This window comes from Kitasatospora xanthocidica, assembly GCF_014656195.1.
GTDB classification, from domain to species: Bacteria; Actinomycetota; Actinomycetes; order Streptomycetales; family Streptomycetaceae; genus Kitasatospora; species Kitasatospora xanthocidica.
The window spans coordinates 76,976-95,198 of record NZ_BNBY01000024.1 but is presented as its reverse complement, the minus strand read 5'-3'; the positions used below and the strand labels follow the sequence as shown (position 1 = coordinate 95,198).

General features: G+C 73.9%; 12 protein-coding genes. 5 read left to right on the top strand and 7 right to left on the bottom strand.

Annotated elements, in window-relative coordinates:
- Positions 1-39 precede the first annotated feature (39 nt).
- Both IE332_RS31045 and IE332_RS31040 read left to right on the top strand, forming a co-directional pair.
- The gene (locus tag IE332_RS31045) at positions 40-573 is read left to right on the top strand and encodes a hypothetical protein (RefSeq protein WP_189922915.1); all 534 of its coding nucleotides are present in this window, start codon (positions 40-42) and stop codon (positions 571-573) included.
- Positions 574-827: 254 nt separating this feature from the next.
- The gene (locus IE332_RS31040) at positions 828-1,205 is read left to right on the top strand and encodes a nuclear transport factor 2 family protein (protein ID WP_189922913.1); all 378 of its coding nucleotides are present in this window, start codon (positions 828-830) and stop codon (positions 1,203-1,205) included.
- 62 nt (positions 1,206-1,267) lie between these two features.
- On the opposite strand, the gene IE332_RS31035 is transcribed toward IE332_RS31040, so the two are convergent.
- From IE332_RS31035 to IE332_RS31015, 5 genes are all read right to left on the bottom strand, one after another.
- Entirely contained in the window at positions 1,268-2,473 is a 1,206-nt protein-coding gene (locus tag IE332_RS31035) for a cytochrome P450 (RefSeq protein WP_189922911.1), read from the bottom strand.
- Between the two features lie 90 nt (positions 2,474-2,563).
- Positions 2,564-2,782: a ferredoxin gene (locus tag IE332_RS31030; RefSeq protein WP_189922909.1), complete on the bottom strand. Its 219-nt coding sequence runs from the start codon at positions 2,780-2,782 to the stop codon at positions 2,564-2,566.
- A 678-nt stretch (positions 2,783-3,460) separates the two neighbouring features.
- A complete protein-coding gene (locus IE332_RS31025) occupies positions 3,461-4,729 on the bottom strand; it encodes an alpha/beta hydrolase family protein (protein ID WP_189922907.1) in 1,269 nt (422 codons plus the stop codon).
- Between the two features lie 230 nt (positions 4,730-4,959).
- The gene (locus IE332_RS31020) at positions 4,960-6,315 is read right to left on the bottom strand and encodes a lipase family protein (RefSeq protein WP_189922905.1); all 1,356 of its coding nucleotides are present in this window, start codon (positions 6,313-6,315) and stop codon (positions 4,960-4,962) included.
- Between the two features lie 730 nt (positions 6,316-7,045).
- Complete coding sequence (locus IE332_RS31015) at positions 7,046-8,410, bottom strand: thioester domain-containing protein (protein WP_189922903.1); 1,365 nt, start codon at positions 8,408-8,410, stop codon at positions 7,046-7,048.
- Positions 8,411-9,111: 701 nt separating this feature from the next.
- Between IE332_RS31015 and IE332_RS31010 the strand changes: the two genes are divergently transcribed.
- From IE332_RS31010 to IE332_RS31000, 3 genes are all read left to right on the top strand, one after another.
- The gene (locus IE332_RS31010; RefSeq protein ID WP_189922901.1) at positions 9,112-9,615 is read left to right on the top strand and encodes a hypothetical protein; all 504 of its coding nucleotides are present in this window, start codon (positions 9,112-9,114) and stop codon (positions 9,613-9,615) included.
- Between the two features lie 8 nt (positions 9,616-9,623).
- Positions 9,624-9,797 carry a hypothetical protein gene (locus IE332_RS31005; protein WP_189922899.1) on the top strand — a complete coding sequence of 58 codons (174 nt, stop codon included), beginning with the start codon at positions 9,624-9,626 and terminating at the stop codon, positions 9,795-9,797.
- A 616-nt stretch (positions 9,798-10,413) separates the two neighbouring features.
- On the top strand, positions 10,414-12,039 hold the full coding sequence (locus IE332_RS31000; RefSeq protein ID WP_189922897.1) for an alpha/beta hydrolase: 1,626 nt from the start codon (positions 10,414-10,416) through the stop codon (positions 12,037-12,039).
- A gap of 33 nt (positions 12,040-12,072) precedes the next feature.
- On the opposite strand, the gene IE332_RS30995 is transcribed toward IE332_RS31000, so the two are convergent.
- Together IE332_RS30995 and IE332_RS30990 are read right to left on the bottom strand one after the other, a co-directional pair.
- On the bottom strand, positions 12,073-15,297 hold the full coding sequence (locus IE332_RS30995; RefSeq protein WP_189922895.1) for an AfsR/SARP family transcriptional regulator: 3,225 nt from the start codon (positions 15,295-15,297) through the stop codon (positions 12,073-12,075).
- A 485-nt stretch (positions 15,298-15,782) separates the two neighbouring features.
- The gene (locus IE332_RS30990) at positions 15,783-18,209 is read right to left on the bottom strand and encodes a hypothetical protein (protein WP_189922893.1); all 2,427 of its coding nucleotides are present in this window, start codon (positions 18,207-18,209) and stop codon (positions 15,783-15,785) included.
- Between the last annotated feature and the right edge of the window lie 14 nt (positions 18,210-18,223).

The following is an 18,223-nucleotide window of genomic DNA, read 5'->3' as shown; positions in this document are numbered from 1 at the left end:
CCGGTCATGATGTGCCCCCTCGCGAACAAAGGAACGAACGTGAACGTCCAGGTGGAGTACGACGCAGCACCTGAGGAACTCGCCGCCGCGGTGAGAGCCAACTTCCCGGCCCCGGCGGTGCGCTGGGCGGTCGCCGGCGCCTGGTTGCTGCTCTCCCTGCTCTGCCTCGCGGCGGACGGTGTCCTCTTCGCGATCGCCGCGCTCATCGCCTGCCTGCTCCAGGTCCAGAACATCACCGTGGTCGTCAAGAAGCTCGGCTCTCGTGCCGCCCAGCGCCAGGCCGGTCCCACCTCGGTCGCGCTGACCGATCAGGAGGCCGTCATCCGTACGGCGTCCGGGGAGCTGAGGTTCCCGTGGACGTCGGTCGCCCGGGCCACGGACACTCCCCTGGCCTGGTCGATCCTGGTCAAGAGGCCGAGCGGAGCGCCGGTGCCCACGACCGTCCTCAAGAAGGCCTTCACCGACGCCCAGGCCGCCGACGTCACGGCCGCGCTCACACGGCTGACCAAGGCCAAGGTCAAGGTACGCGGGTCGAACGCCCCCGGCGTCGCCTCCGGAGCCCCGGCCCGGTAGCAGAAGGCTTCAGGTCACACACACCGGCCCTTCGCCGAGCAGAGCCTCGTCCGGCCCTCCCACCGCTGGTCGTCCTGTTGTCGCAGGTGGCCGGGCGTGGCCGCCCCCACGCCCGGCCACATGGCACCTGCTCAGACCCGCGGCACAGCCCCGTGTCGCACCCCACCGCAAGACCGCGTGGCACCCATGGTCCACCGTGATCGGAAAGCAGCTCGCGGGACGAGCGCACACGCGACGGCTGGTATTACTGGGGCATGCAGGAAGAGACGGCACGCTCCGCGATCGATACGTTCATCTCCGCGTTCAACGCCTCGGACGACAGCTATGTGACTGCCCTGCTCTCCCAGGCCCTGACCTCAGACGTGGTCTTCTGGGGCCCGTTGGGTCGCAGCGAAGGAATCGCGGCGGTCGAACGGTTCGTGCTGGACATCCGGCGCCATCCGGCGGGGACCGGCACGATGGCACGCTGCTCGGCGGTGGACATGCCCGACGAGTGGGCCCGGTACCGGTGGGTCTTCACCACGCCGGACGGAGGCCCCCGCCTGGCGGGAACGGACGTCGTCCATCTGCGACGCAACCTCATCGACCAGGTCATCGTCTTTGCGGGAGAGATCGAGCCGTCCGCCTCCTGACTCGCCCTGAAGGACGGGGCATCCTGGGAGATCAAAGGTGAGAGTTCTCCGTTGGGCCCCGCTCACCAGGTCACGGGCAGCGACCGCATCCCGTAGATGAACGACTCGGTACGGAACCCGCGCTCGCCGGCCGGCCGCAGCCCCGGCAGCCGGCGGAACAGCGTCTCCAGGGCGATCTGGAGTTCGGCGCGGGCCAGCGGCTGGCCCAGGCACTGGTGCACGCCGAAGCCGAACGCCAGGTGCCGCCGGGCGTCCCGGTACAGGTCCAGCTCGTCCGTCGCCCGATGGCCGGCGCCGCCGAACACCGCCTCGTCCCGGTTGGCGGTGGAGAGCATCGCCATCACGCCCTCCCCGGCCCGGACGGTGACGCCGCCCAGCTCCACGTCCTCCAGGGCCACCCGGGGCAGGCCGGTGTGCACGATGGTCAGCAGCCGCAGCAGCTCCTCCACCGCGCCGGGCAGGGTGGCCGGGTCGGCCAGGCCGGGGATCTGCTCGGGGTGCTCCAGCAGCAGCGCGGTCGACAGCGAGATCATGTTCGCGGTCGTCTCGTGCCCGGCGACCAGCAGCAGCACGCCCATGGCGGCCGCGTCGTCCGGGGTCAGGTCGTCCCGCGCCGCGAGCCGGCTGAGGACGTCGTCCTCCGGCTGTGCGCGCTTGCGGGCCGTCAGGTCGCGCAGGTAGTCCAGGACCTCCTCCTGGGCCTCCCGGAGCTGCTCCACGGTGCTCTCCCGGTTGAGCATCGTGCGGCTCAGGCTCTGGAAGCGGTCGTGGTCCTCGTACGGCACGCCGAGCAGCAGGCAGATCACCAGCGAGGGCACCGGCAGCGCGAAGTCGGTGACCAGGTCGGCCGTGGTCCGGCCCGCGGTCATCCGGTCCAGTGCCTCGTCCACGATCCGCTGGATCTCCGGGCGCAGCGCCTCCACCCGCTTGACCAGGAATTCCGCGGTGAGCATGCGGCGCTGGCGGGCGTGCTCGGGGTCGTCGAGCCGCAGGAAGTCCGGATTGTCGGTGATCAGCTCGCGAGCGCCGGCGACCAGCAGCGGGAAGGCCGGGTGGCGTATGTCGGCACTGAACCGGCGGTCGGACAGCACGGTGCGGACCTCGGCGAAGCCGGTGACCAGCCAGCAGAGGTCGCCGTCGGGCAGCTCGGCCCTGGTCACCGGCCCGGTGGCGGCGGCCTCGGGGTACGCGGGCGGCGGGCCGAACGGGCAGCCGCCGGAGTGCCGGGCCGGCAGTGGGAGGACGGGGGTGGTGGGTGCGGTGGTCACGGCGGGGGTCTCCTCACGTCGCGGGTGTTCTCGTGGGGTGCGGGGCCCGGGAAGGTTCCCGGCGGCCTGCGGGGCCGGCGGCGGGGTCCGTCAGGCCCCGGTCCGCGCGGGCTCGTCCCCGGTGACGGTGATCGCCCGGCCCGGGCAGAGCTCGGAGGCGAGTCTGACGTCGTCGAACTGCTGGGGCAGCAAGACGGTCTGACGGAGCCTCACGAGACTGTCCCGGTCGTCCTGGTCGAAGACCTCGGGGGCGTTCGTCACGCACATGCCGGAGCTGCAGCAACGGTCCCGGTCGACGCTCACCTGCATGTCGGGCACCTTTCGCCAGGGCGGCGCCAACTGCCCTGCGGCCGCCTCTCGTTGTCACGGTCAACCTAGCCGTCACCGGTCCGTTGACGGAGGAGTACGGTGGCCGGATCGAGAACGGCTGATTCGGCCCCTGTGTGTGAACCCCCGTTGCGGCGCACCGCGTTTCAACCCGCGGTACTTCGCCGGACGGGTCGGCGGACCCGGCCGCGCGGACGGCCTCACAAGCCTTCGGCGGTGGCCGACTCCCGTACGGAGGCCACCGTGTCGGCCTCGGCGGCGCTCCTGTCCGGCCGGTAGCGCACCGCCCGGGCGAACCGCGGGGCCGGCCCGGCGGGGTGGCGGGGGGCTGCGCCGGAGGCCGTCGAAGGCGACCTCGACGACCGGTTCCTGCCGGACCGGCACCGTCCGGGCGTCCCGCCCGGTCTCCCGGGCGAGCGACTCGGCGGTCTGCCAGGCGATGTCGTCGAGCTCGACGTCAAGGCCCGGCGGCACGACGGCCACCGTCCTTGAAGCAGACATCGACAAGAAGGCCCAGGCCGGAAACGTCGTCTCCGTCCGGCTCCGCTTCCACTGCTGACGGCGGCTCGTCCCGCGCCTCGGTGCGGCGGCGGGCGCCGGCGCCCGCCTTCTCGGCAGGCCGCACCCCGGTCACGCGTGTCACCCGGCTCCGGTCGCGTGCTACCGCTCGTAGCCCATCTCGGGGAAGCGCGGCGACGGGCCGTCCAGGAGGTGGTCGTCGTGACCGCGCAGCCAGCGGTCGAAGAACGACGCGACGTACGAGCGGGTGGCCAGCACCGCGCGGTCCGGGCGGACGTCGCCGACGTCCTCGGTCAGCTTCGCCCCGCTGATCGCGCCCTGGCGGGCGAGCTGGGGCAGCAGGGACTGCGCGTCGGTGTAGGAGCCGTGGCGGGAGCCGGTGAGGGTCACATCGGCGTGCCAGCCGGTGCTGTGCTGCCACAGGGCGTCCCAGCCGGGTTGCCGGTGGTAGCTGCCGGAGTCGGGGTTCTGGGTGCCCATGAGCAGGAAGGGCCGGGTCAGGCCGTCCTCGGCGACGGTGGACAGGTGGACTCCGGTGCCGTCCGGGCCGGGGAAGTGCAGCTGGCCGTCGAGGTTGACGCCGGCCTTGAGGCGCGGATCGTCGTGCATGGTCTGCAGGGCCGTGGAGCCGCCCCCGGAGTGGCCGACCATGCCGATCCGGTCGAGGTCGAGCGAGGCGGCGAGGCCGGCCGGCAGCTGGTCGTCGTGGCGCAGCCCGGCGAGCCGGTCCAGGACGAAGCGGGTGTCGTCGACCCGGGTCTGCAGCGTCTTGCGCAGGAGGGTGCCGATGTCGAGGCCGGGTTGGGCCATCAGCTCGGGGAAGACGGAGGTGGCGAGGTCCCCGTCGGGGAAGGCGACCTCGGAGGCGTCGTAGGTGTGGTCGACGGTGACGACGACGTAGCCGCGCGAGGCGAGGTCCTCCACCAGGCCGGTGCCCCAGGTGCGCGGGTCGCCGAAGCCCGCCGAGTACAGCACGACGGGGTGCTTTCCCCCGGGGCGGGCGGGCGCGTCGGCGCGGGCGTGGGTGCGGATGCCCGCCCAGTCGGTGCGGCCGGGCTCGAAGCCGTAGTCGCCCTGGCCGACGCTCCCGGCGCTGCCGAAGTGGCCGGCGGCGGCGGGGAGCATGTACGGCGCGCGGTCGTTTCCGGTGGCGGGCCGGGTGGTCGGGTACCAGAAGCTGATCGCCAGCTTGCGGTGCTGCCCGGGCTTCCAGGGATCGTCCCTGCGGTCGTCCGTGAGCTGCAGGGACGTCGTGCCGACCGGGTACGGCCCGGTCGGCTGCGGCAGCCAGGCCCCGGCCTGCCGCTCGGTGCCCCGCCCCGCCGCCACCGCGCCCGGTGCGCCGACCACGCCCAACGTCGCCGTCGCCGCCAGCAGCACCGCCGCCACGGCCCGTCCTCGCCCGCTCATCGCCGTTCCTCCTCGTTCGGTTCCGCGTCCGCCTTCGACACGGGCGACGGTACGGGCGGGGAGGGACGGAAACCGTCATCCCGGGGTGCCAAGTCCCGCTGTAGCACCCCGGTATGACGGCGCTCGGCGCTACGGGGTTCCGGCCGCCCCGGCCCGGTCTCCGGGACCTCGCCCTCCAGGCCGTCGCGGACCCGTTCACCTTCGAGCGTCAGGAGCCCGGTAGGCCGGGGTCAGGGGCTCGGTACGGGCTGTTCCGGGGCGAGGGAGTTGCCGGCCGGGATGTGGCCGCAGTCGGAGGGGGCGGGGCGGCCGGCGAAGCGGTCGTTCAGCCAGGCGAGAGCCTGCGGGGCCCAGACGGCGGGGACGGCGAAGTGGCTGAGGGCGTCGTACTGCTGGTACGCGACCGCCGCGGTGCCGGTCGCGCAGTACTGGCGGGCGAGCGCCCGTACGTCCCCGGCGACCATCACGCCGTCGCCCGTGCCGATGCCGGGCGGGTTGGCGAAGGTGCCTTCGAGGACGCCGGCGTTGCCCTGGGCGAGGTAGCCGGGCACGGTCGGGGTCGGGGCCGAACCGAGGTTGGTCCGGTTGACGCCCGTGACGAAGGGCTCCACCGAGTTCGGGTCGGCGTACTGGGGCTTGGCCATCGCCTTCCAGCTCAGCCCGGGGTAGTGGCCCAGGGCGTCGGTGAGCGAGGCGTGCTCCAGCTGCCGGTAGACCGACCGGCCGTAGTCGTTCAGGTAGGGCGAGAGGTCGATGCCGTAGGAGCGCGAGACCCCGATCAGCGCCATCGGGATGATCCCGCTCCACACCAGCGAGCCGTCCATGTACCTGATGTTGTGGGCCGGGTCCACCAGCAGCCCGCCCTCGGCGTAGCCGACCAGCCTGGCGTTCACCTCGGGCGCGTAGCCGGGCGCGAGCGCGGCCGCCCAGGCGGAGGCGACGGCGCCGCCGGAGTACCCCATCAGCCCGACACGGGTGTCCGGGGTCAGGCCGGTCGCCGGGGATCCGGTCGCGGCCCGGATCGAGTCCAGGGTGGTGGTGGCGTACTCCGGCCCGGCTCCGAAGTCGGCGTTCTGGCCCTCGGTGTCCGGGACCACCACGTTGTAGCCCTGGGCGAGCAGCGGCACGATGAAGATCGCCTCGACGCTCGGGATCGCGCCGCCCAGGCTGAGGTTCCCGGCCACCGCCCGGGAGGGGCCGTCCGCCGGGTCGAGCGAGTCGTAGAAGGACTGGTACGAGACGGCTCTGCCGCTGTCCCCGGTCAGGCTGCGGAGCACGGTGGTGACGTTGGCGGCCGGACGCCCCTGGGCGTCGGTGGTGCGGTAGAGCAGTTGGACGGCCGTCACCGGGGTGGGCAGCCCCAGGACGTGGTACGGCAGGGTCCGCGTGCTGAGCACGGTGCCCGGCGCGAGCGAGGCCAGCGGGGTGCTGCCGTCGTAGGTGTAGAAGGGGTCGCTCGCGGCGGCGGAGCGCGCGGCGGTGGAGCGCGCCGTCGCCGAGGCCGGGCCGGCCGTGGCGGCCGTGGCGGTGGCGGTCAGGGCGGCGGTGACCGCGGCGGCGAGCAGCCTGGACGTGCGCTTGCGCATGACTCCCCCGGGTGGCTGGGATTCCTGATGGCCTGTCGTAGGACGCGTGTGGCCACGCTTCGTGTTACCGACCCGTAGCCGGCGTCCCGGAGAACATCATGGCGACGGCCGGGCGCGCTGTCTCCGGAACGGGCCACGGAAATTCCCGGTCCGGTCTGTGACCGGTCACGCCGCGGGTGATCAAGCGTCTCTTCGGGGCAGGCGGCGGCGTCAGCGGTGAACCGCCGCAGGCACGCCGGGGAATCGGGAGCGGCGATTACTTCGATCGGTACGTCGTCTTCGGGGCGCCGGACGACGATCTGCCCGACGCCGTGCTCGCCACCGCTCTCGCCCGGGTTGAATCCGCCTCGCTCCCCAGCGCCGAAGCGCCCCGGCCGCGGCGGGCGGCCTGGGTCTGTCCGGGCGATGTGCTGGGGTCCGGCCGACCTGAACGTCTTCCTCCGCCCCCCGCGCCGACGCCGCATGGGCCTGGTGGGCTTCACGCTCGCCGGGTAGGGAGCGCAGGTCCGCCGCCCGCTGCGAGCGACTCTGACGGCGGACCTGTTCGACATCAGCGGCACCGGCCGGGCGGCTGTCGAGCAATCGGCCGGGTCGGGACCGTCGGCGCGGGCACCCTATGGAGGGGAGGAGCGATTGCACCGGCCCGGCGGCATGGCGCTCGTCCGCGGCCGCGCACTCCGCGCGTCGTGGATACCGTCGCCGCGATCGGCAACCCGCGGGCCGGTCGCGGTCAGTGGCGTCGTCGCCGGGCGAGGCCGGCCAGGACCAGAACTGCTCCGGCGACTAGAGCTACGGCCGCCGCGGCAGCGGCGGTGACGGTGCCGCTCGCACCGGTGTGGGCGAGTTCCCCGTCAGCCGGGGTGGTGGAGGGTCCGGCCGGCTCGGCGGTCGTGCCGGTGGGGCCCGTGGCGCCGGTGGGGCCGGAGCCGGCTTCGTGGCTCGGTGTGCCGGTGGGGACGGAAGTCTGGGACGGGTGCGGTGAGCTGGACGCGGTGGGGTCGGGGGACGGCGCCGGATCGTTCCCGCCGTTGCCCGGCTCTTCCGGCTTGTTCCCGTTTCCGGGTTCCTCGGACTCGCCGTTTCCGGGATCGCTGGGGTCTTCGGGGTTCTCGGTGGGCGGTGGCGTGGGATCAGCCGCGGTCCACACCGCCTTCGCGGTCGCGCTGACGGGGACCCGAGCGTCACCGCCCACCACGAGGAGGTCCTGGCTGTCCGGGCTGGTGAGCGCTCGGCCCGGCGGGGCGGCGACGGCGGCGGTCGCGGTGACGGTCGCCTGGCCCGGCGTGGCGTCGGCCGGGACCTTCAGGAACAGTTGCCCACCGTTCTTCGCGGGGCGGGTCAGTGCGCCGTGGCCGTCGGAGAGGACGTTTCCTTCCTGGTCGGTGAGCGTCGCACCAGCCGTGACCGCTGCCGGGTCGAGGGATGCGGCAACCGGATCACCGCTGGAGGTGATCACGATCGGGCCGAGAACCGTTCCGGCCTTTCCGGTCACCGTGTCGGGGGACAGGGAGAGCGCGGCGGCCGGTTCCGGGATGTCGGCGGCGTGTGAGGTCAGGTAGTCGGCGAGCTTGGCCCCGACCGAGTCGAACGGCACGCCGGCGACGTGGTTGGTGATGCGCCAGATGGCGGCCTGGGTCGCGCCGGCCGCCGCGTCCTTGGACAGCTCGCCGCCGACCAGCTTGCCGAGCTCGCCCTCGGTGACGTTGGGGTAGCTGTGCTGGAGGATCCAGTTGACCTTCCCCGCATCGGGGTTGCCCTTCAGTGTGGTCGCACCGGATGGAGCGGTCTCCTGGTAGAGCGAGCCCTCCCGCACGTCGGTCTCGGTGTCCAGGCAGTACACGAGGAACGTTCCCCCCTCGGCGGTCCTCACCTCGATCAGACCGCCGGGCACACCGTCGTCCTCGTCGCCGCTGAAGCGGATGTAGTCGCTTTCGGCGAGCTCAGCAGCCGTGATGAGGGTGCCAGCGGCCGTTGCGGCCGGCCCCTTCGAGCCTTCGGTTGCCGCGGCGGCCACCGCCGGCGCCAGCCCGCCGCCGGCCAGCAACCCGGTCGCCAGTGCGACGGCTGCCGTTTTCGTTGCGCGATTCCACTTCACTGCCGGGTCTTCTCCTGTATCAGTGTCCGGGCTGAACAGCCCGTTTCCCATCGGCACAGCACTGCTGTCCGACCTCACCCTTCACGCCACGGCTGAGCCGGGGTAGGGGCGGCCGATCGATTACCCCATAGAGCTGTCGTATGGCCTGCCCGGGCTGACACCGGCGATTCGATGCCGGCCTTTTGCGAAACGTCTGATATCGCCGCCGGCAGTGGTGACTTCGAGCCCCTTCGGTGAAGGACCAAAGATTCCCCGGGCTGGGACCTAAGTCCCGTCTTCCGAGAAAGGCCGCAGAGCCACTTCCTTTTCCGTCGTCCCGTATGCCACAGTCCCGGAAGCAAGATCGCTTCGGCTCGGCCGCCCGTCTCCCGGTCCGCAAGCCGGCACTGCCAGGCACCGCGCCTGGGCATCGACGAGGCCGGCACCGGCGGCTCCGCAGGAATCCGCCAGGAACGGACCCCGTCCTCGGGCCGGCCGGGCGGGGGAAGCACGTCACGCGATCCCGCCATCGGCGGCGAATCCCGGCATGCCCGGATGCGTACGACCGGCGTCCCGCGCCGGATTTCAGGAAGCTGCACCGGAATCTGCAGGAAGCTGCGGCCTACTGCGGCCTGCCCGATTGCCTTTCCTGCGACAGATAGATTCAGGAGGCCCACTCGGGGCCTCACTGCCCAGCCGGCAGTAATTCATCGGAGGGACCAATGAATTCCCGGGTTCTTCGCCCGTTCTCGACCGCGCTCGCCGTGGTCGTCACCTGCTCGCTCCTGGCCGCCGCCGGAAATGCCTCGGCCGCCGTGGCGCTTCCCCGCGACAACGGCGCCGTCGCCGTCGCCCAGGCCGACCCAGCGCGGCAAGCCGTCACCGAGCAGATCCTCGCCGCCGTCGACGCCGCGCGCCAGGACGGCCTGCGGCCGGGCCGGTCCGTTCCGGTCTACACGGCGGACGCGGTCACCGTGGAGCTGGCCGACGTGGACGGCACCCTCGTCCTGCGTGCCGACACCGGCCCTCAGCAGCACGGCTTCTGCCACACGGCGGCGATGACCGCCGTCTACACCATCGGCGCGCCGGTCTTCGGCGCGGCGGCGCTGGCCGGGGGCATCACCGTCGTCGGGATCGCGATATCGGCGGAGGCCGCGGGGGCGTTGTCGTCCGCGCTCGCCGTCGGCTCCGGCGTCTCCGGTCTCGTCTCCCTCCACATCTGCTGAGGCCCGGTATGCGTGAACTTCTGGCATCACTCGCCGTGCTCGACATCGTCGTGGTGACCGGTGCGATCGTCACCCGGCGTGAGAGCGAAGGCCGCTCCGGCACCGCGTGGACGGCCGCGCTCATCGCCGTCAACGCCGCCCTGGGCGTGGCCACCCTGTGCTGGATGGCCCTCAGCGGCTGAACCCCGCCGCCACCAAGCCCGCGCAGCCCGGTACGTCCCGTCCGACGGCGGGCGGCGTACCCGGGCTCCGCCCAGACCAGCCAAGTGGGGCCGGCCGACCAGCCGGCGGCCGGCCCCGGACACTCCCTCACATCATGAGCCCGCTGCCGGGCCACCGACCCGGTCCGCCGCCGCCCCGCTCCGGAGCCCTGATGACCCGTACCCCTGCCCCGTCGCCCGCCCCCGCCCCCGGGGACCCGTGCGCGCCGTGACAGCGGACCCCCACACCCAGGCCGTCGAACAGCCTCCAGCCCGCTGGCTCTTCTCCTGCCCGGCCGCCTTCGCCGCACTCGGCCTGCTCACCCTTGCCGCAACGGCCGTCTGCGGTCCGTGGGTACGCCCCCTCGTCCCCTGGTACACGATGTGGCCGCTCCTCGTAGCCCTCGCCGCACGGCACCAGGCCAGAGGCCATATTGGCGGTGCGCCTCCCGCCTCCCTGCCGGACGGCGCCTGAGCTGCTGCCAGCGGAATGCCAGCGGTCTGCCAGCGGGGTGCGGAACTGTCACATGTGCCGGGCGGTGCGCCGCAACCGAGGAGCGCCTACGACTGCCCGGACCGTCGACGAAAGGGCACCCGCGTGACTCGCACCTCCCCTCCCACCGGCCCGGCCGCAGGACCGCGCCGACCCAGGGCCTCCCGCACCGCGAATCGGCGGGAGGCAGCCTGGCGGCTCGTCGCCGGTGCCGCCGCGGCCGCGCTGCTGGCCGCGGTGTGCCCGACGACCGCGGTGGCCGCGCCGGACACCGTCCCGGTGCCCCGACTCGCCTGGGCGGCGTGCGCGGACGGCTTCGAGTGCGCGACCGCCCGCGTCCCGCTGGATCACCACGACCCGCGCGGCGCCGGGATCGACCTCGCTGTCATCCGGCACCTGGCGCAGGACCGAGCCCACCGGATCGGCTCACTGTTCTACAATCCCGGCGGCCCGGCCGTAGCCGGCACCGTGGCCCTGCCCATGATGCTCGGGCAGTTCCCCGAAGAGGTGCGCCAGCGCTTCGACATCGTCAGCTTCGACCCGCGCGGCACCGGTGGCAGCGCTCCCGTCCAGTGCTTCGACGACCCGGCGGACGAGCAGGCCCTGCTGGCGGGCACGGCCGCCGGCTACCCCGAGGGCGCGGACCAGCAGAAGGCCTGGGCCGAGGCCTACCAGCGCCTCGCCCGGCAGTGCGCGGCCCGCAATCCCGCCCTGCTGTCGCACATCTCCACCGCCAACGTGGCCCGGGACATGGACCTGCTCCGCCGCGCGGTCGGCGACCGGCAGCTCAGCTACCTGGGCACCTCGTACGGCAGCTACCTCGGCGCCACCTACTCCAACCTGTTCCCCGGCCGGGTCCGCGCGATGGTCCTCGACAGTGCCCCGGACCCGGTGGCCTGGTCGACCGGTCACGGTGGGCAGGCCGCCACCACGGGCACCCTGCTGCGCAACGGCAGCGACGTGGCCGCCGGCCGCGTCCTGGACGCCTTCCTCGACCAGTGCGGCCAGGCCGGCCCCCGGACCTGCGCCTTCTCCGCCGGAACGGCCGCCGCCACCCGGGCCAGGTACGGCGAGCTGCTCCAGCGGCTGCGCACCCGGCCGGTCGTGGTCGACGGGGCGACCGTCACCGCCGGCTCGACCGTGGAGACGACGATCACCTACCTGTACGCCACCAACCCCGTCGCGAAGCTGCCCATCGACTGGAGCCAGCTCGGCACCAGGCTCCAGACGTTCTGGACCGCCACCGAGACCCTCTCCGCGCCGGGCACCCCGCTGCCGCCCGTCCCCCACCAGTCTCCGGACCAGGCGCTCGCGGTGGTCTGCTCGGACAGCGCCAACCCGACCGCCCGGGCCGACTACCCCGCTCTGGCCGCGTCCGCCCGGGCCCGCTCCGGTGAGGTGGGCCCGTACTTCGCCTGGGCCGACGAGCGCTGCGCCGACTGGCCCGTCCGGGACCGCGACCGCTACGACGGCCCGTGGAACCGGCCGACCGCCCGGTCGGTCCTGGTGGTCGCCAACACCGGTGACCCGGCCATGCCGTACGAGGGGTCCCGCGCGATGGCCCGCTCGCTCGCCCGCGCGCGGCTGCTGACCGTCGACGGCTATGGCCACACCGTGCTGGCCAACCCCAGCGACTGCGCCGCCGAGCACGAGACCCGCTACCTGATCGACGGCGTCCTGCCCGCTCCCGGTACGGTCTGCGCACCCACCAAGCCGCCGTTCAGCGGCTGATCGCACATCCGGCCAGCCCCCCCGGGGGGGCGGTCAGCCCGCCTCCAGAGCCAGCGACTCCGGCCGCGACAACGCCCGACCGCGCTCCCAGGCGGACCGGAAGCCGGCCTCCCCGAGAGCCTCGGCGCAGCCGTCCAGGACGGCCCGCAGCTCCGGATCGCCCGCGTCGTGGGTCCCGCGCAGGCCGTACGCGGCGCCCAGTGCCGCCGCACCGCGCGCTGCCTCGCCGAGGTCGAGGCAGTACTCGGCGAACCCCTCCAGCACGTCCGCCCGCACTGGTTGGTCGCCGCTCCTGGCGGCCAGCTCCAGGGCCCGGCGGTGCAGCGGGCCGGCCGCGTCCGGCGCGCCGCGCCGCTGCTGGGTGCGGGCCAGGCTGGTGTGCAGCAGGGCGAGCAGGTGCAGGCGCGCGGGGGCGCCGGGGCCGGTCGTCGGCAGTTGCTCCAGGCGCCGCAGCGTCTCCTGCTGGCCGTGCAGCGATTCCCCCAAGTCCCCGGTGCGGCGCGCGAGTTCACCGAGCGCGTAGCGGGCCGCGGCCTGCAGGTGCGGGTCCCGGGCCCGTTCTGCTTCGGCCAGCGCTCGCTCCAGGTCGGCCCGGGCCGCGGCCGGTTGGCCGCAGCGCGCCCGCAGGCGGCCAGACAGCAGCGGTGACAGCGGCGCCTCGCCGGAGCCGCCCATCTCGGCGTCCCGCTCACCGGCTTCTGTCAGCGCCGCGAGGGCCTCGTCGGCCGCGCCGGTGACGGACAGCAGCGCGGCGAGCGTGACCAGCGCCATGGCCGTCGCCCAGCGGTCACCCAGGGCGCGGAAGCCGTCCACCGCGGTCCGCAGGCAGTGTTCGGCGTGCCCGATCCGGCCCGCGCCCAACTCGATCCGGCCGAGCACCAGATGGGCGGCGGCCCGCATCCACCGGTCGGGGTGCTCGGCGTACCGCTGCGCGGTCGCGCCCACTGCTTCCGGCGGTCCCGCCATGGCGAGCAGCAGCGCGGCGGCCAGGGCAACCGGGTGGTCGGCCTGCTGTGCCGTGACCAGTGCCGCGCCCATCGCCTCCGGTGGGATCGCGGACTCGCCGCTCTCCCGGAGCGGGGCGGTGAGCTGGGCCAGGACCACGCACAGGGCGTGTGCCTGCTCCAGGTTGGGCGGCGGAGTGCAGCCGTGGGCAGCGAGAACGGCCGCCGTCCACTCACCGGCCTCACGACCCTGACCGCGCATCAACCAGGGCCAGGCCCGGGCGGCCGTCAGCCGCAGCGCGTGTTCCGGTGGGCCGACGGCGACCGCCCGGCGCAGTGCCGCGTCCAGGTTGCCCTGCTCCGCGTCGAGCCGGGCCAGCCAGCCGGCCTGGCCGTCCGTGCGCAGCCGGGGTTCGGCGTTCTCGGCGAGCTCGACGAAACAGCGCAGGTGGGCGGCGCCGGTTCGGTCGTCCTCGCCGGCCTCGGCGAGCCGTTCGGCGGCATAGGCGCGGACCGTCTCCAGCAGCCGGTAGCGCACCGTGCCGGTCTCCCGGCCGACGGCCGCGACCAGGGACTTGTCGGCCAGGGACGCCAGCAGGTCCTCCACGGCCGTCGGGTCGGGCGCCGGCCCGCCCGGCCAGTTGTCGGCGCAGACCAGGTGTGTGTCGGGGAGGGTCGCTCCGCCGGCGAACACGGATAGCCGTCGCAGCAGGGCGCGTTCGTCCTCGTCGAGCAGTTCCCAGCTCCAGTCGATGACGGCGCGCAGAGTGCGGTGCCGGTCGGGAGCGGTGCGTGGGCCGCGGTCCAGCAGCCGGAGCCGGTCGTGCAGCCGCGCCGCGACCTGTCCGGGGCTCAGGGCCCGCAGCCGGGCCGCCGCCAGTTCGAGGGCCAGCGGCAGGCCGTCCAGCTCCCGGCAGATCCGGACGACCGGCTCGACGGTGTCGTGGTCCAGCGTGAAGCTGGGGCAGGCTGCAGCAGCCCGTTCCGTGAAGAGGTCGACGGCCGGGTGCGCGAGCGCTTCCTGGGCGGTGGAGCCGGGCTCGGGCACGGCGAGCGGTGTCACCGGCCAGAGCGCCTCGCCGGTGATTGCGAGCGGTTCGCGGCTGGTGGCCAGCACGGTGAGCCGGGGCGCGGCGGCCAGCAGTCGATGGGTCAACCGGGCCGCGTCCTCGATCAGGTGCTCGCAGTTGTCCAGGACGAGCAGGACCTCTCGGCCCTCCATGGCCCGGACGATCCGGTCGACGGGGTCCCCGGCCTGCTCGCCGGCGGGCAGGCCGCCGGCCAGCACGCCGGCCTCCGCCGGGCGGCAGACAGCTGTCAGTACGGCCTGGGTCACTGCGTCCGGCCCGTCGACGCCCGCGAGTTCGGCGAGCCGTACGTCCGTCGCGGGCGGGGCGGCCGTCGCGGCCGCAATCGCCAACCGGGTCTTTCCGACACCGCCCGGCCCGGTGAGCGTCACCAGGCGGGACCGGTGCAGGCGCTCCCCAACCGCCGCCAGCGCCTCGTCGCGGCCGACCAGAGCGGTGAGCCAAGTGGGCAGTGCCGCACGCCCGGCCGGGAACCCTGTGGGAGCTGGGGCCGGCCTGGGCGCCGGCGACCCTGCGCCGGACAGCACCTGCAGGTGGGCGTCGCGCAGTTCGGCGGACGGGTCGGCGCCCAGTTCCTCGGCCAGTGCCCGCCGGGTACGTTCGTACACCTTCAGCGCCGCCGCCTGCTGCCCGTCCGCGTGGAGCGCGCGCATCAGCCTGACGGCGGCCCGCTCGCGCAGCGGATGCGCGACGCAGAGCCCGGTGAGCTCGGCGACCAGCCGCGGCAGCGCTTCGGTGCTGCCGAGCGCGAGCAGGGCGTCTGCCCGGTCCTCGAGCGCCGCCAGCCGCAGCTCCGTCAGCCGGGCCGCCGGCGCGGAGGTGAACCCGGCGCTCGCGGCGTCCGTGAACGGTGCCCCGCGCCACAGTTCCAGTGCCCCGTCCAGCAGCGCGACCGCCTCGGCGGACCGGCCCGCCGTCAGCGCCGCCCGCCCTGCGGCCACCCGCTGCTCGAAGTCCCAGGCGTCCACGCTCGCCCGGGGCCGGTCCAGCAGATACCCGGCGGGGTGCGAACCGATCACGGTCCGGTCGGCCCCCAGCGCCCGGCGGAGCCGGGAAACCAGGGACTGCAGGGCGCCGGCGGGCTCCTCCGGCGGGGTGTCTCCCCAGAGGTCGTCCACCAGACGCTCACGGGTGACCACGCGCCCGGGGTCGAGAGCCAGCCGGACCAGCAGCAGCCGAAGCCGCGCCCCGCCGACCTCGAAGTCCGCCCCGTCCCCACCCCGCACAACCTGAAGCGGCCCCAGAACGTTGATCCGCACCCCGCCCGCCCCTCGCCCAGCACCAGCCAGCATCCAAGATCATTATCCCGATGTCCCACCAGACCCGGACGGCAGGGCACGATCCGAGCGAGGCCTCATGGCCGCACCACGGGACGGCGTGTAGAACGTCCCGTCCAGTGACGAACGCGTAGCGCATCCGAGCCCGCCTGACGGCGTGCTGGTCGGAGTTGATGAGCGGCGGAAGACCAGTCGTCAACCTGGTGCGCCGTTCATTCGTGACACCAGGACGGTGGCATCGCAATGTCCCACAGCCCAACAGGCACCCGCAGGTCGACCCATCCGCGCCCAGGCCCTGTGCCTCATGAGACACCCGGACTGTAGAGAACACGCCCACCCACCGCCGGCGGGTGACCTCCAGGCGCAGCGTGGCGGTGGGCTGGGGGCGGCCGTGGCAGATCACGGCGGCAGCGGTGCGGCTCGGTGCGGGCGGCTCAGCGCAGGCAGCCGGTGATGCGGACGTTGGTCTGGGTCCGGCCGGTGAGGCCGTTGGCGGGGTCGCGGGCGGTGAGGACGAGCGGGTAGGTGCCGTCGGCGAGCAGCGGGACGGTGAAGGTGGCGGTGGTGCCGTGGCCGAGGGTGAGCGGTCCGTTGGGCCCGATCAGCTGCCAGGTGGTGGCCTGCGGGTCGGTGATCGGCTGGTTGCCGGGCCGGGTGTGGGCGGTGCCGCTGAAGTGCTCCTCGCAGCCACGCCGCAGGGTGCCGCCGGAGGCGGGCTGCTCGATGGTGACGGCCGGTGGCTGCGGTTCGGGGTTCGCGGTGGGCGGGCTGCTCGGGGCGGTCGACGGGGCTCCGGTCGGGCTCTGGCTGCCGGGCCGAACGGACGGGGTGGTCTGCGGGGCTCCGGTCGGGCCGTGGCTGCTGGGCCGACCGGACGGGGTGCTCGGCACGGCGGAGGGGCTGGGCGAGGGCGACTGCGGCGACCCGGACTGCGAGGGCGAGGTCGACGGCGGGGTCGACGGCAAGACGGAGGGCGGGACCGTCGGTACGACGGCGGGTGAGGCGATCCCCCCTGGGACGTCCACGGCGGGCGGCGGTTTCGGCAGCCCGGTGGCGACGTGGACCGCGCCCGGCTCGGTGGGTTCGGCGTCGATGGTGGCGCAGACGGCGGCGGCGACCATGTGCTGGCTGTCCGGTGCGGTGGTGCCGCGCAGGAGTTGGTCGTCGGCGCCGTGCGGGTGGCTGTCGAAGTAGACGTTGCCGGTGGAGGTTTCGCGGTCGCTGTGCTCGATCCACACCGAATCCTCGTACTGGGCGCCGGCCTGCTGCCGGTTACGGCCGGTGATCTGCCAGTCCTTGACGGCGTGCCCGCTGGCGCCGGGGGTGGGCCCGGAGGCCGGGGCGTACAGCCAGCCGTCGCTGTGGAAGCGCGGGGCGCCACCGACTGCCTTCTCCCGGAAGCTGTACCCGCCGCCCACGACGAAGCGGCCCTTGGGGCAGGCGACGGCGGCCGCGGCGGTTCCGCCGGCGGGAACGTCCACCGCGCCGGTCACGATGGTGGCGGAGGGCAGTTTGGCGCAGATCGGCCGGACACCGACCGCGTAGTTGGCCTCGGGCGGCTGCGGATCGACGATCCGGGTCATGCGCTCCGCGCCGTCACTGTCGCCCAGCGGGAACGGTCGGGTGCTGAGCGCGGTCCCGGGGTTGGTCTTGGCGGCCCAGTAACTGGGGGCGCTGGAGCCGGTGTCGGCGGAGGCCGAGTTCAGTTCGGCCAGTGGTACGGGTGCCACCGCCCGTCCGGTGACCAGGCGGGTGGCCCGGAACTCCACGCCGAGCTGAACGAGTCCGCCACCGTCGCAGTAGGGCTGTGCCATCGACTTCGCGGTCAGCCCGGCGAACGGGCCCTGCTCGGTCAGGTCGCCGCCCCCGATCTTGTCGCTGCTGCGGTCCTGGAAGGCGTGCGCCTGCATGGTGTACTCGCCGCGCGGAGCGAACTCCACCGATGCGTTGACGCACAGCACGTAGGCGGTGAGGGTGACGGAGGTGCCCCCGGGGTTGTACGCGGACACCAGCCAGTCGGAGCCGCCGAGGAACTCGCTGGTGGTGGCGAACCCGTCGCCGTCGACGGCGTACCCGCCGCTGAGCGCGGTCTCGTGCTTGGCGCAGCCGGCCACCGCGGTCTGTTCGCCGCCGCCCGCCACCACGACCTGCGCACTGCGCTGCACCACGTGGAGCGCGGGGCCGTGGACGGCCCACCAGACGCCGGCGCCGGCCGCCGTCAGTCCTCCGGCGGCGATCAGTGCGGCCGTCCGCCCGCCGATCCCTCCGCCGAGCTTCGCCAGGACCCCCGAGCCCATCCCCGCCGCCTCCCACCCGCGTCCGTCCGCAAGCCCCGCTGCGGTGCGGGAACTGTAGCGCCGGGGCGACGCCGGGCACAGGGCCCGCGCACGGCGGTCGCAGAAGACGGACGCGACCGGTTCGTAGTGCATCTGCGACTTGAGGAACCGGTGCGCGGCGAGGGAGCCGGTGCCGGTGGCCACCGCGGCGACCATCAGCAGCGGTACGGTGCTCTCCAGTCCGACGACGATGCTGACGGCGAGGCTGCAGCCGGCGATCGGCAGGCTGGTGATCAGTACGACGTTGGCCGGCTGCCGCCAGTCGGCCGGCTCCTGCTGCTGCGTGTTGCCCCAGTCGCCGACGGTGCGGGCCGTCTTCTGCCCGTTGTCGTCGTCGCGCAGCCGCACCTGCCAGACGTCGGCGGTGCCCTCGCAGTCGGTGGGCGACGCGGTCAGCTGGATGCTGTTGCCGATGGCGCGCAGGTCGAGGTGGCGGGGCCCGTCCTCGTTGTTCAGCGCGGTGGCGTACCGGTCGCCCGCAGGCCCGATCTCCAAGCGGGCGGCGTTGGCACGCAGGTCCGTCACCTGTGCTGGATCAG

What these genes read in the sequence shown, in the direction of transcription:
- IE332_RS31010 (WP_189922901.1), top strand. Translation starts at nt 9,112, where the DNA reads ATGAATTCCCGGGTTCTTCGCCCGTTCTCGACCGCGCTCGCCGTGGTC.
- IE332_RS31005 (WP_189922899.1), top strand. Translation starts at nt 9,624, where the DNA reads ATGCGTGAACTTCTGGCATCACTCGCCGTGCTCGACATCGTCGTGGTG.
- IE332_RS31040 (WP_189922913.1), top strand. Translation starts at nt 828, where the DNA reads ATGCAGGAAGAGACGGCACGCTCCGCGATCGATACGTTCATCTCCGCG.
- IE332_RS31020 (WP_189922905.1), bottom strand. Translation starts at nt 6,315, where the DNA reads ATGCGCAAGCGCACGTCCAGGCTGCTCGCCGCCGCGGTCACCGCCGCC.
- IE332_RS31025 (WP_189922907.1), bottom strand. Translation starts at nt 4,729, where the DNA reads ATGAGCGGGCGAGGACGGGCCGTGGCGGCGGTGCTGCTGGCGGCGACG.
- IE332_RS31030 (WP_189922909.1), bottom strand. Translation starts at nt 2,782, where the DNA reads ATGCAGGTGAGCGTCGACCGGGACCGTTGCTGCAGCTCCGGCATGTGC.